The sequence below is a fragment of the Mycobacterium novum genome (assembly GCF_010726505.1).
Lineage (GTDB): Bacteria > Actinomycetota > Actinomycetes > Mycobacteriales > Mycobacteriaceae > Mycobacterium > Mycobacterium algericum.
Genome location: NZ_AP022562.1, coordinates 3,127,361 through 3,139,378 on the forward strand (window position 1 = coordinate 3,127,361; position 12,018 = coordinate 3,139,378).

The window sequence follows — 12,018 nt, forward strand, 5'->3', positions numbered from 1 at the left end:
CGGTTCTCCTTCATCTCAGCCACATTCCGCGGCGCATCACCCGCACCAGCTGCAGGTCGGCATCCATCACCACCAGGTTAGCCGCGGACCCGACGGCCAAAACCCCGGCGCCGTCGAGGCCGAGCGCCCGCGCCGGGGTGGTCGCGGTCATGCGCACCGCCGCGGCCAGCGCCGCGTCGTGCCCGCCCAGCAGGTTCACCGCGGTCGCGAACAGCCGGTCCATGGTGGCGGTGCTGCCGGCGATGGTGGTGGTGCCGTGCAGCCGGGCCACCCCGTCGGCCACCTCCACGTCGAGCCCGCCGAGGGTGAACACCCCGTCGCCGGCCCCGGCGGCGGCCATAGCGTCGGTGACCAGCGCGACCCGGTCCGGGCCGGCGGTCGCCACGACGTGCCGGATCAGCGCCGGATGCAGGTGCACCCCGTCGGCGATCAGCTCGACGGTCACCCGCGGATCGGCCAGCAGTGCCGGCACCGGCCCCGGCTCGCGGTGGTGCAACGCCCGCATCGCATTGAACAGATGGGTGCCGACCGTTGCGCCGGCATCGATCCCGGCCTGCGCCTGGTCGTAGCCGGCGTCGGTGTGCCCCAGCGCCACAACGATTCCCGCGTCGACCAGCCGCCGGATCGTGGCCGCTCCGCCGGGCAGTTCGGGTGCCAGGGTCACCATCCGGATCGCGCCGTCGCCGGCGGCCAGCAGCGCAGCGAGCTCGGCGTCGTCGGGGGCGCGCAGCCAGGCGGGATCGTGGGCGCCGCAGTGGTGCCCGCTCAGCCACGGTCCCTCCAGGTGGATGCCGTCCACCACGCCGCGCCGGGTGGCGTCGGCCAGCGCGCGCACCTGGTCCAACAGCACCGCCGGGGCGGCGCTCACCAGGCTGGCCAGCCCGCCGGTGGTGCCGTGCGCGGCGTGCAGTGCCGCCGCGCGATCCGGGCCGTCGGGGTACCCGACGCCCCCGCCCCCGTGGCAGTGCATGTCGATGAAGCCCGGCACCACAACGCAATCCGCGAATTCGACGTCGGCGCGTACCGGCCCGGTCCCGCACTCGGCGATCCGCCCGTCGGCCACCGAAAGCCAGCCGGGCCGGCAGACCCGGCCGTCGAGCACCACGGCGCCGGCGGAGATCAGGGTCACGTCGACGCGCCGATCTCAGCCGACGTCGGCTGTTCGTCGGGCCAGCGGCCGCCGTTCTCCCAGAAATGCCGGATGTCCTCGAGTTGCCGGCCCTTAGTCTCGGGGGCGTAGCGGTACACGAACGCCAGGCTCAGCAGCGCCAGCACCCCGAACACCGCGAACGTTCCGGCGCCGCCCAGCGCGGTGAGCATGCTCAGAAACACCCCGGCGACAACCGCATTGGCCACCAGATCCGAGGTCAGCATCGCCGAGGAGCCCATCGCGCGCAGCCGCGCCGGCAGGGCCTCCCCGGCGTAGACCCACACCAGCGAACCGAACCCGAAGGTGTAGCCGGCGGTGAACAACAGCACCCCGCCGAACTTGAGCGCCGCCAGCGCGTCACCGAACGCCGGGCCGGTCGCGAACACCGCGATCAGCAGCGCGTTGGCGACGACCATCGTGGCGATCCCCGACAGCAGGATGCGACGACGGCCCACCCGGTCGATCAACGCCAGCGAGACGAACATCGCCGCCAGCGCGGCCACCTGCACCAGCGCCGGCAGGATCAACAGCGCGAAATCGCCTTCGAAACCCATCTTTTCGAACAGCCGGGGACTGTAGTAGACGATCGCGTTGATCCCGGTGATCTGGATGAAGAACCCCAGCGTCACCACGAACAGCGTGGCCCGCAGATACGGCGGCCGCAGCATCTCGCGCAGCACTCCGACCCCGCTGCGGCGTTCCTCCTGCAGCGTCCGGCTGATCTCGGCGAGTTCGCGTTGGGCGGCCTCGATGTTCGGTTCGATGCGGCGCAGGGCGCGGTACGCGTCGTCGACCCGGCCCTTGAGCAGATACCAGCGCGCGGTGTCGGGGATGCGGGCCAACAGCAGCGTCACCAGCACTGCGGGCACCGCGGCCAGCCCCAGCATCGCCCGCCAGTTGCCGGCCCCGGCCAGCAGGTAGGCGAACAGGTAGCCGGCGATGATCCCGACCACGGTGGCCACCCCGTAGGTGACCAGCAGCGCGCCGCGGGCGGCGGCCGGCGCCGACTCGGCCACGAACACCGGCACCACCACCACCGACACCCCGATGGTGACGCCGAGCAGCAGCCGGGCCACGGTCAGCATCGACACCGACGTCGCCGCCGCCCCCAGCAGCGCGAACACCGCGTAGCCCAGCGCCACCGAGACCATCGACTTCTTGCGCCCGATCGCGTTGGCCAGCCACCCGGCGGCCAAGGCGCCGGCGATCTCGCCGATCACCGTCGCGGTGGCCACCATCTCCTGCTGGGCGGCGGTCAGCCCGAAGTCGGCCTCGATGAACAGCAGCGCGCCGGCGATGTTGGACAGGTCGTAACCGTAGATCACGCCGACACTGGCGGCGGCCACCCCGACCAGCAGTGCCAGCGGCGAGGATCGGCGCAGTTCCCCGATTCGGCCCACCTAGCTCACCGTAGGGGATGGGGTCAGCGCACACCCCGATCGGCCAGGGTGGCATACCAATAGGTCAAACCGGCCGCGACGAACTCGACGACACAGGCCACCGTGAACGACGGATGGGGCATGCCCACGTCGGCCATCGAGATCAACCGCGACACCCCCAGCAGCGCCATGGTCAGTGCCAGCAGCCGTACCGCCCCGGCCGGGATCCGCGCTCGGCGGAACGCCTCGATATAGCCGATGCCGAACCCGATCAACAGCGCACCGGCCGCCCGGCTCTCGCTGTCGACGGTCGCGTTGACGTCCTGGCCGTCGGGAATGGAGTCCAGCGACAACGCCATCCGGCTCAATCCGATCGCGATCAGCAGCAGCCCGGAGAACCAGCCGAAGGCCCGTAGCGCCTTCACCACGTCGAGGCCCTGCCCGGCCGGCGGTTCAGTGAGCGCGCACCCATGATGAGCGCGAACACGATGATCGTGCCGAAGATGCTCACCCCGACCCGCACCGGCACCGTGTCGTCGGCCGGCGCCAGCATCATGGCCTGCGGGCTGGGCCCGTCGGCGGGTGCCCGGGTGACCAGCGAGGGGTCGGGTTCGATCAGGGTGCCGACCCGGGTGCCGGGCGGGGTGGCGAAGCCGTAGTCGAGCAGCTGCGCGGCCTGCTGCCACGGCGGGATCGGCTGCCGGGTGCCGCGCAGCAGCACCGCCACCAGCCGCCGGCCGTCGCGGCTGGCCGCGCCCACGAACGTCTGCCCGGCGTCGTCGGTGTAGCCGGTCTTGCCGCCGAGGGCACCCGGGTAGTTGTAGAGCAGCTGGTTGTCGTTCTCCAAGGTGTAGCCGGGCACGTCGCCGTAGCCGGGGAACGCGAAGTTCCGCGTGGCGACGATGTCGGCGAACACCGGGTTGTTCCAGGCGTAGCGGTAGAACAGCGCGATGTCGTAGGCCGAGGTGCTCATGCCCGGCCCGTCCAGCCCGGACGGGGTGGCGGCGCGGGTGTCGCGGCCGCCCAGCCGGGCGGCCAGCGCGTTGATCTTGTGCAGTGCGGTGTCCATGCCGCCGAGCTCGGTGGCCAGGGCGTGGGCGGCGTCGTTGCCCGACCCCATCAGCAGGCCGTGCAGCAACTGATTGACGGTGAAGTCGCCGCCGGGGCCGACGCCGACGCGGGTGCCTTCGGCGTTGGCGTCCTCCTGGGTGCCGGGGACGACCTTGGCCAGGTCCAGCTCGTTGAGCGCTGCCATCGCGGTCAGCACCTTGATCACGCTGGCGGGCCGGTGCCGGCCGTGCGGGTCGCGGGCGGCGATCACCGCCCCGCTGTCCATGTCGGCCACCAGCCACGACTCGGCGGAGACATCGCCGGGCACCGGTGGGGTGCCGGGCGCGACGACGATCCCGCAGCCGGCCAGCGCGTCGCCGCCGACCGGGGTGGCCGGCACCGGCAGCGGCAGCGGCGGCTCACCGGCCAGCGGCACCTCCGAGGCGTCGACGGCGGGCGGGGTGCTCACCTGGTAGGGGCAGCCGACGGTTCCCGCGTTGAGCCCGGGGGTGGGGTCGGCCATGGCCGCCGGGGCGGCCAGGGGTGCGGCGGCGGTGAGAAAACCCACCGCCACCAGGGCTGATACCGAGCGCGCAAAAGTCATCGTGTGTGCAGGGTAGGCGACCCGCGCCGCGAACCGCGGGAGCCACGCTGTGACTGGTGGTGCGGAAGTTACAACTGAAAATACGCCAGGCCCGGCCCGTTGATCCGGCCCAGCCACAGCCGATCGCCGGCCTCGACCACCCCGGTGGCCAGCCCGAACGCCGGATCGGTGCTGCGGAACTGGCTGAGCACCCGGCCGTCGTCGGCGTCGAAGCCGATGACCCACGCCCCGGACTTGGTATCCGGCAGCCAGCGATACGGCAGCAACCGCCACAGCAGCGTGCGCAGCACCGGCGCGCGCGGGGAGAGCCACTCCGACAGCGCGTTGCGATCCGAGACCATCGCCACCCAGATCCGGCCGTCCCGCCCGGTGGAGATGTTGTCCGGATGGCCGGGCAACTCGCTCACCAGCCCGGTGATCGAACCGGCCCGCGGCCCGGTCAGCCAGTACTTGGACAACCGGCACCCGGTGCTCTCGGCGAACACCACCGCCGATTCGTCGGCGGTCAGCGTCACCCCGTTGGCGAAGTGCAGGCCCGATGCCAGCACCGTCGTCGCGCCGTCGGGGGTGCGCCGCAGCAGCGAGCCGCTGGCGCGGGCCTCGATCACCGAGGCCTTGTAGTACTCGTAGCGGAACCGGTCGGTGGATTCGGTGAAGTAGATGGTGCCGTCGGATGCTTCGACCGCATTCGAACAGAACGTCAGCGGCCGGCCGGCCACATGGCTGACCAGGGTCTCAAGTTGTCCGGATTTCGGGTCGAAGCGCAGCAGGCCGCGGTGGCTGTCGCAGATCAGCAGCCGGTGATCCCGGGTGAAGGCCAGCCCGAGCGGGCGCCCGCCGGTGTCGGTCATCACCCGCGGCGGGGCGGCACCGGGACCGACCGCGATGATGCGGCCGTCCTCGACACCGGTCCAGATGGCGCCGTCGGCGTCGACGACGACGTCTTCGGCGGCGGTACCGGGGATCTCGACGACCCGCAGTGGCGGCGTCGGATCGGGCGGAGGCAGCGGCCGCGACGGCGGCGGCCGCCAGCGGACCGGGGAGATGCGTGGCTTGGGGCTCATGCCGACGACATTAAGGCGGTCTTCGCTAATCCGTTCGGCAATGCGCCCGACGGAATAATGTCGTGCTGGGCCGCTGATCCAAGGAGGGCCGATGACAGGTGCTGACAAGGGCCGGACGCTGCTGTGGTTCGGCGTCCTGCTGTTTCTGCTGGGTCTGCTCACCGGGCTGGTGACCGGGGCGATGAACAACCCGCGGATGGGGTTGTCCTCGCACCTGGAAGGCGTGCTGAACGGGATGTTCCTGGTGGTGCTCGGTCTGCTGTGGGGCCGGCTGCGGCTCTCGGCGCGCTGGCTGACGACGTTGTTCTGGCTGGCGCTCTACGGCACCTACGCCAACTGGGCAAGCACGCTGGCGGCCGCGATCTTCGGCACCGGACGGACGACGCCGATCGCCGGCGCCGGTCACCATGGCTCCGCGTGGCAGGAGAATCTCGTCGACGCCGGTCTGTACAGCCTGAGCGTGGCGATGCTGGCGGTTTGCGTGATCGCGCTGGTCGGCTTGTGGCCCGGCGCGCAGCAGCCGCACTGAGGGGTCGGCGCGGCCTAGGCTGGTTTGCGATGACGACGGCGGTGGACGACTTCGAGGCGTTGCGGCCTCACCTGCTGGCGGTGGCCTACCGGCTTACCGGGATGTTCGCCGACGCCGAGGACATCGTGCAGGACGCGTGGCTGCGTTTTGATGCCGCCGAGCGCGACGAGATCGTCGACCTGCGGGCATGGTTGACGACGGTGGTGAGCCGGCTCGGCCTGGACCGGCTGCGCTCGGCGCCGCGGCGCCGCGAAACGTATGTGGGCGAATGGCTTCCGGAGCCAGTGGTGACCGGCGTCGACGAGCCGTTGTCGGCGGTGGTGGCCGGCGAGGACGCCCGGTTCGCCGCGATGGTGGTGCTGGAGCGGCTGACCCCGGATCAGCGGGTGGCGTTCGTGCTGCACGACGGCTTCGCGGTGCCCTTCGGGGAGGTCGCCGCGGTGCTGCACACCAGTGAGGCCGCCGCCCGCCAGCTGGCGTCGCGGGCCCGCCGGGCCGTTGCCGCCGACCCGCCGCCGGAACCCGATCCGCGGCACGCGGAGACGGTCGGGACGTTGATGGCCGCGATGGCCGCCGGTGACCTGGACGCGGTGGTGGCGCTGCTGCATCCCGAGGTGACGTTCACCGGCGACGCCAACCGCCGGGCGCCGACCGCGGTGCGGACCATCCACGGCCCGGAGAAGGTGGCGCGGTTCCTGTTCGGCCTGGCGCGCCGGTACGGGCCGACCCTGACGACCGCAAACCAGTTGGCGTTGGTCAACGGTGAACTCGGCGCCTACACGCCTGGGGCTCCCGCTGCCGAGGGGTTCGCCGAGCTGCTACCGCGCGTCACCGCGATGACGGTGCGCGACGGTCTGGTCTATGCCGTCTGGGATATCGCCAACCCGGACAAGTTCAGTGGTTCTCCGCTGCGCGGTGCCGCGAGCCTGTAGTTGACGAGATGTGCACTCGCACTTCTGCACGCTAACAACAGTTTCGGGTGTCACTGGGCCCACGGCACCCGGCAGGCGTCCCCCGAGCTGAACCCTTGCTCGGTGATGCCCAGCGCCGAATACATCCGGGCCCGCATGTTCTCGACCCCGATCTGATACGTCAGCTCGATGACGCCGTCGTCGCCGAATCGCGCGCGCAGATCGGCGACCTGGGCGTCGGTGACGGTGTGCGGATCGGTGGTGACGGCGTTCGCGTAGGCGATGGCGGCCCGCTCGTCGTCGGTGAAAAGTGGAGAAGTTGCGTAATTATCAATCTCTTTGAGCCGCTCCGTGTCCAGGCCCTCCAGCCGGGCCAGCATGGCGCCGAAGTCCACGCACCACGAGCAGCCGATGGTGCGGGCGGTCCAGAACACCGCCAGATCGCGGACCTCGGCGGGCAGTTTGCGGGACGCGGACTGCAGCAGGCCTTCGTGCGCGGCGGCGGCGACCAGCAGTCGCGGGTGGTGCGCGATGACGGTGAAGGGCTCGGGGACCTCACCGAAGCGACGTTTGGCGTAGCGGTACATCGCGCGGGTCAGCAGGCCGGCCTTCTTGGGGGACAGCGGTTCGATACGTGGTTGAGTGCTCATACCCGTTAGACGACGCGGCCCGCCCAGTTGTGACGAGCCTCAGAGCAGGAACGGCACCAGTGCCTTGCGGTCGGTGGGATAGTCGGCGAACTTCTCCCGGTACCAGCGGTGGGTCTGCAACGCGCGCGGGATCAGGTTGCCGGCGGTGATCAGCAGGATCACCACACCGGGCAGCGCCCAGGTCAGGATCGCGAAACCCGTCCAGGCGATGATCTCGCCCAGGTAGGCCGGGCTGGTGACGAACCGGAAGCCGCCGCCGAACGGGATCCGGTACTCGGCAGCACCCGGGTTGTTCTTGTCGCGCAGGTTGCGCACGATCGACTCGGAGCTGACCAGCAGCGCGAACCCGCACAGGTAGATCACCAGGCCCACCACGAAACGCGGGTCGGTCAGCCAGGAACGGCTGTACTGCCCCAGGTAGTCGTGGCTGAACAGCGCACCGTTGAGGTAGCCGTGCATGGTCGTGACCAGCATGCCCATCACCACCACCGAGATGTTGAACGTGCTGCGCTTGCCGGGCACCTGGCGGATCGCCAGCGGGAAGAACCAGCCGCGGTTGGCGTAGTGCAGCGCCCAGATCCCGGCCAGCACCAGCGACGTCGGCTCGAACCGGGCAGGCCCGCACAGGTAGGCGATCAAGAACACCACCGTCGCCGGGATCTCCATCAGCCACCAGCCGAACTTCGGGTTCAGGTTGAAGCCGAGCTTGGCCGAGGAGAACCGGCCGTAGGAGCTCTGGCCGAAGAAGCCGCCGATGATCACGAACGCGGCGAAGCCGAACGCGAAGGTCAGGACGGTGTCATAGCCGCTGTTGCCGGTGTACCAGTGCATAGTCAGTGTCCTATCACGAGGCCGGCAGGCCTCTCGCGAGGGTGCACAGTTGTACTCCCGCAGCGGCGTGTCGGCGGACAAACACGCACGGTCGCCCAAGGCCTAGCGGGCGAACATCAGCGCCCGCTTGACCTCCTGGATCGCCTTGGTGATCTCGATGCCGCGCGGGCAGGCGTCGGTGCAGTTGAACGTGGTGCGGCAGCGCCACACCCCGTCGACCTCGTTGAGGATGTCCAACCGCTCGGCCGCACCCTCGTCACGCGAGTCGAAGATGAACCGGTGGGCGTTGACGATCGCCGCCGGGCCGAAGTAGGACCCCTCGCTCCAGTACACCGGGCAACTGGTGGTGCAGATGCCGCACAGGATGCACTTGGTGGTGTCGTCGTAGCGGTGCCGATCGTGCTGGCTCTGGATCCACTCCCGGGTGGGCGGGTTGCCGGAGGTGATCAGGTACGGCTTGATCGCCTTGTAGGCGTCCATGAACGGTTCCATGTCGACCACGAGGTCTTTTTCCACCGGCAGCCCGCGCATCGGCTCGATGGTCAGCGTCAGCTCCTTACCAGGCTTTTTCGGCAGGATGTCGCGCATCAGCATCTTGCAGGCCAGCTTGTTGTTGCCGTTGACCCGCACCCCGTCGGAGCCGCACACGCCGTGCGCGCAGGAGCGCCGGAAGGTCAGCGTGCCGTCCAGGTAGCTCTTGACATAGATCAGCAGGTTCAGCAGCCGGTCGGTGGGCAGCGCCGGCACCCGGAAGCTCTGCCAGCCGTCGGTGGCGGCGTACTGGTCGGGGTTCTCCGGGTTGTACCGGGCGATCTTGAGCGTGACCATCCGGGCGCCCTCGGGGACCGGCGGCAGCGGCGGGTCACCGGCCGGCGGGCCGTCGACCAGCGCCACCGGTGCCGCGCTCGCCGGACCGGGCGAGCAGCAGCCTGAATCTGATGAGCAGCAGCCGGAGTCAGCTGAAGAGGACATCAGTACTTCCGTTCCTTCGGTTCGTAGCGGGTCTGCACCACCGGCTTGTAGTCCAACCGGATGTCGGCGATCAGGTCGGTGCCTTCCTTGTAGGCCATGGTGTGGCGCATGAAGTTGACGTCGTCGCGGTTGGGGTAGTCCTCGCGGGCGTGCCCGCCGCGGGACTCCCGGCGATTCAGCGCACCCACCACGGTGACCTCGGCCAGCTCCAGCAGAAAGCCCAGCTCGATGGCCTCCAGCAGATCGGAGTTGAAGCGTTTGCCCTTGTCGTGCACGGTGATTCGGGCATACCGCTCCTTGAGGGCGTGGATGTCGGACAGCGCCTGCTTGAGCGTCTTCTCGGTGCGGAACACCGCGGCGTTGTTGTCCATCGACTGCTGCAGCGCACCGCGGATGTCGGCGACGCGCTCGTTGCCGTGCTCGGAGAGGATGTCGGCGACCCAGTTGACCACCATGTCGGCCGGGTTCTCCGGCAGCTCAGTGAACTCGTGGGTGTTGGCGTACTCGGCGGCGGCGATACCGGCGCGGCGGCCGAACACGTTGATGTCCAGCAGCGAGTTGGTGCCCAACCGGTTGGCGCCGTGCACCGACACGCAGGCACACTCGCCGGCGGCGTACAGGCCCGGCACCACCGCGGTGTTGTCGCGCAGCACCTGCCCGGTCACCGTGGTGGGGATGCCGCCCATCACGTAGTGGCAGGTGGGGTAGACCGGCACCAGCTCCTTGACCGGGTCGACGCCCAGGTAGGTGCGGGCGAACTCGGTGATGTCGGGCAGCTTCTCCTCGAGCACGTCCTCGCCGAGGTGGCGCACGTCGATGTAGACGTAGTCCTTGTTCGGCCCGGCGCCGCGGCCCTCGAGCACCTCGAGCACCATCGAGCGGGCCACGATGTCGCGGGGGGCCAGGTCGACGATCGTGGGGGCGTAGCGCTCCATGAACCGCTCACCGTCGGCGTTGAGCAGTCGGCCGCCCTCACCGCGCACCGCCTCCGAGATCAGGATGCCCAGCCCGGCAAGGCCGGTCGGGTGGAACTGGTGGAACTCCATGTCCTCCAGCGGCAGGCCCTTGCGGAAGACGACGCCCATGCCGTCGCCGGTCAGGGTGTGGGCGTTGGAGGTGGTCTTGTACATCCGGCCCGAACCGCCGGTGGCCAGCACGATCGCCTTGGCGTGGAAGACGTGGATGGCACCGGTGGCCAGCTCGTAGGCCACCACGCCGGTAGCCACCGGACCCGACGGGGTCTCGGTGAGCGTCAGATCCAGCACGTAGAACTCGTTGAAGAACTCCACGTTGTGCTTGACGCAGTTCTGGTACAGCGTCTGCAGGATCATGTGGCCGGTGCGGTCGGCGGCGTAGCAGGACCGGCGCACCGGGGCCTTGCCGTGGTCGCGGGTGTGCCCGCCGAACCGGCGCTGGTCGATGCGGCCCTCGGGGGTGCGGGAGAACGGCATGCCCATGTTCTCCAGGTCGAGCACCGCGTCGATGGCCTCCTTGGCCATGATCTCCACGGCGTCCTGGTCGGCCAGGTAGTCGCCGCCCTTGACGGTGTCGAAGGCGTGCCACTCCCAGTTGTCGTCCTCGACGTTGGCCAGCGCGGCGCACATGCCGCCCTGCGCGGCGCCGGTGTGGCTGCGGGTGGGGTACAGCTTGGTCAGCACCGCAGTCCGAGCGCGGGGCGCGGCCTCCACCGCCGCGCGCATCCCGGCGCCGCCGGCGCCGACGATCACCACGTCATATCGATGTTCTGCAATCACCGCGATATCACCCGTTCGTAGGAGATCTGCCGTCAAGAAATGTTCGGGTCGAAGCTCAGCAGCACGTAGCTGCCCAGCGCCAGCGTGAAGACCATCGACACCGCCAGCAGGCTCAGCAGCCAGAACCGGCTGCGGCCGCTGCGGGTGTAGTCACTGATGATGGTGCGCATGCCGTTGCCGCCGTGCAGCTGAGCCAGCCACAGCAGGCTGAGGTCCCAGATCTGCCAGAACGGCGAGCGCCAGCGCTCGGCCACGAAGTTGAAGTCGATCCGGTACACCCCGTCGTCCCACATCAGCATGATGAACAGGTGCCCGAGCACCAGGAAGATCAGTACGGCGCCGGAGAACCGCATGAACAGCCAGGTGTACTTCTCGAAGTTGGCCATCCCCTTGTGCCGGAACGGCGCGCGCGGGTCGCCCAGGCTGGCGGGCCGGTCGCGGTCCGGGCCGCGCACCGGGGCCAGCGCGCCGCGGCCGAGTTGCAGATCAGGTGTGCTCATAAGAATCGCTCCGCCATGTGCATGCCGATCCGGACCACCACCGGCACCATCACCACCAGCCAGACGGCGCCGACCGCCACCAGCATCTGGCGCTGCCAGCGGCAGCCCTGCCACCAGAAGTCGATCAGGATCAGCCGGACGCCGTTGAGGCCGTGGAACAGCACCGCAGCGACCAGGCCGAGTTCCATCAGGCCGACGAGCGGGGTCTTGTAGGTCGCGATCACCTCGGTGTAGGCCTGCGGGCTGACCCGCACCAGGGCCGTGTCGAGCACGTGGACGAACAGGAAGAAGAAGATGGTCGCACCGGTGATCCGGTGCAGGGCGAACGCCCACATCCCCGGGTCGCCCTTGTACAGACTCTGCCGCCGGGGACGGCGGGTGGTCGCCTGCGTCCCGGGTCCCGCCGTCTCGGCGGATGTCGCCGTCATCTAGCGCCTCCAATATCTGTAGCCGCCGTGCTTGCGGCAGCTACTCAACGCCATAGCTGTCAGTAAACCTCGGCTTGGACTCTAAACCCATCCACAGCGTCGAAACGACCACGTCGAAGTTACCGGCGGGTAGGAATGGTCGAAGTTAGGGTGACGTTCGACAAGCCGAGGTGGACGGACAAGGTGACGCGATGGG

Annotated in this window: 12 protein-coding genes and 1 pseudogene; 2 read left to right on the forward strand and 11 right to left on the reverse strand. The window is 69.6% G+C overall.

What is annotated here, in order from left to right; genetic code table 11:
- Positions 1 to 10 precede the first annotated feature (10 nt).
- The 5 genes from nagA to G6N19_RS14500 form a co-directional block, all read right to left on the reverse strand.
- The gene (nagA, locus tag G6N19_RS14480) at positions 11 to 1,129 is read right to left on the reverse strand and encodes an N-acetylglucosamine-6-phosphate deacetylase (RefSeq protein ID WP_193465182.1); all 1,119 of its coding nucleotides are present in this window, start codon (positions 1,127 to 1,129) and stop codon (positions 11 to 13) included.
- Positions 1,126 to 2,532, reverse strand: a complete 1,407-nt coding sequence (locus tag G6N19_RS14485; protein WP_041320117.1) for a sugar porter family MFS transporter — start codon at positions 2,530 to 2,532, stop codon at positions 1,126 to 1,128. The genes nagA and G6N19_RS14485 overlap by 4 nt, the downstream gene beginning before the upstream one ends.
- A 41-nt stretch (positions 2,533 to 2,573) precedes the next feature.
- The gene (locus G6N19_RS14490) at positions 2,574 to 2,957 is read right to left on the reverse strand and encodes a DUF4345 domain-containing protein (RefSeq protein ID WP_049792921.1); all 384 of its coding nucleotides are present in this window, start codon (positions 2,955 to 2,957) and stop codon (positions 2,574 to 2,576) included.
- Complete coding sequence (locus tag G6N19_RS14495; RefSeq protein ID WP_041318532.1) at positions 2,951 to 4,183, reverse strand: D-alanyl-D-alanine carboxypeptidase family protein; 1,233 nt, start codon at positions 4,181 to 4,183, stop codon at positions 2,951 to 2,953. The genes G6N19_RS14490 and G6N19_RS14495 overlap by 7 nt, the downstream gene beginning before the upstream one ends.
- A 68-nt stretch (positions 4,184 to 4,251) precedes the next feature.
- Positions 4,252 to 5,247 carry an SMP-30/gluconolactonase/LRE family protein gene (locus G6N19_RS14500; protein ID WP_193465183.1) on the reverse strand — a complete coding sequence of 332 codons (996 nt, stop codon included), beginning with the start codon at positions 5,245 to 5,247 and terminating at the stop codon, positions 4,252 to 4,254.
- A gap of 91 nt (positions 5,248 to 5,338) precedes the next feature.
- Between G6N19_RS14500 and G6N19_RS14505 the strand changes: the two genes are divergently transcribed.
- On the forward strand, positions 5,339 to 5,776 hold the full coding sequence (locus G6N19_RS14505) for a hypothetical protein (RefSeq protein ID WP_013830079.1): 438 nt from the start codon (positions 5,339 to 5,341) through the stop codon (positions 5,774 to 5,776).
- Positions 5,777 to 5,805: 29 nt separating this feature from the next.
- Entirely contained in the window at positions 5,806 to 6,708 is a 903-nt protein-coding gene (locus G6N19_RS14510; RefSeq protein ID WP_041318529.1) for a sigma-70 family RNA polymerase sigma factor, read from the forward strand.
- Positions 6,709 to 6,758: 50 nt separating this feature from the next.
- Here G6N19_RS14510 and G6N19_RS14515 read toward each other — a convergent pair.
- The 6 genes and pseudogenes from G6N19_RS14515 to sdhC form a co-directional block, all read right to left on the reverse strand.
- Positions 6,759 to 7,373: pseudogene (locus tag G6N19_RS14515) on the reverse strand (carboxymuconolactone decarboxylase family protein); the annotation flags it as partial.
- Between the two features lie 3 nt (positions 7,374 to 7,376).
- A complete protein-coding gene (locus G6N19_RS14520; protein WP_193465185.1) occupies positions 7,377 to 8,168 on the reverse strand; it encodes a phosphatidylethanolamine N-methyltransferase family domain-containing protein in 792 nt (263 codons plus the stop codon).
- A 102-nt stretch (positions 8,169 to 8,270) separates the two neighbouring features.
- Complete coding sequence (locus G6N19_RS14525) at positions 8,271 to 9,062, reverse strand: succinate dehydrogenase iron-sulfur subunit (RefSeq protein WP_013830075.1); 792 nt, start codon at positions 9,060 to 9,062, stop codon at positions 8,271 to 8,273.
- 77 nt (positions 9,063 to 9,139) lie between these two features.
- Entirely contained in the window at positions 9,140 to 10,894 is a 1,755-nt protein-coding gene (gene sdhA / locus G6N19_RS14530) for a succinate dehydrogenase flavoprotein subunit (RefSeq protein WP_041318526.1), read from the reverse strand.
- A 32-nt stretch (positions 10,895 to 10,926) separates the two neighbouring features.
- On the reverse strand, positions 10,927 to 11,394 hold the full coding sequence (locus G6N19_RS14535; protein ID WP_013830073.1) for a succinate dehydrogenase hydrophobic membrane anchor subunit: 468 nt from the start codon (positions 11,392 to 11,394) through the stop codon (positions 10,927 to 10,929).
- Positions 11,391 to 11,822: a succinate dehydrogenase, cytochrome b556 subunit gene (gene sdhC / locus G6N19_RS14540; RefSeq protein WP_081465563.1), complete on the reverse strand. Its 432-nt coding sequence runs from the start codon at positions 11,820 to 11,822 to the stop codon at positions 11,391 to 11,393. The genes G6N19_RS14535 and sdhC overlap by 4 nt, the downstream gene beginning before the upstream one ends.
- Positions 11,823 to 12,018: the final 196 nt, after the last annotated feature.

Bases quoted from the DNA above. Each gene is read 5' to 3' on its own strand.
- G6N19_RS14495 (WP_041318532.1), bottom strand. From the start codon at position 4,183: ATGACTTTTGCGCGCTCGGTATCAGCCCTGGTGGCGGTGGGTTTTCTC.
- G6N19_RS14500 (WP_193465183.1), bottom strand. From the start codon at position 5,247: ATGAGCCCCAAGCCACGCATCTCCCCGGTCCGCTGGCGGCCGCCGCCG.
- G6N19_RS14505 (WP_013830079.1), top strand. From the start codon at position 5,339: ATGACAGGTGCTGACAAGGGCCGGACGCTGCTGTGGTTCGGCGTCCTG.
- G6N19_RS14510 (WP_041318529.1), top strand. From the start codon at position 5,806: ATGACGACGGCGGTGGACGACTTCGAGGCGTTGCGGCCTCACCTGCTG.
- G6N19_RS14520 (WP_193465185.1), bottom strand. From the start codon at position 8,168: ATGCACTGGTACACCGGCAACAGCGGCTATGACACCGTCCTGACCTTC.
- G6N19_RS14535 (WP_013830073.1), bottom strand. From the start codon at position 11,394: ATGAGCACACCTGATCTGCAACTCGGCCGCGGCGCGCTGGCCCCGGTG.
- sdhC (WP_081465563.1), bottom strand. From the start codon at position 11,822: ATGACGGCGACATCCGCCGAGACGGCGGGACCCGGGACGCAGGCGACC.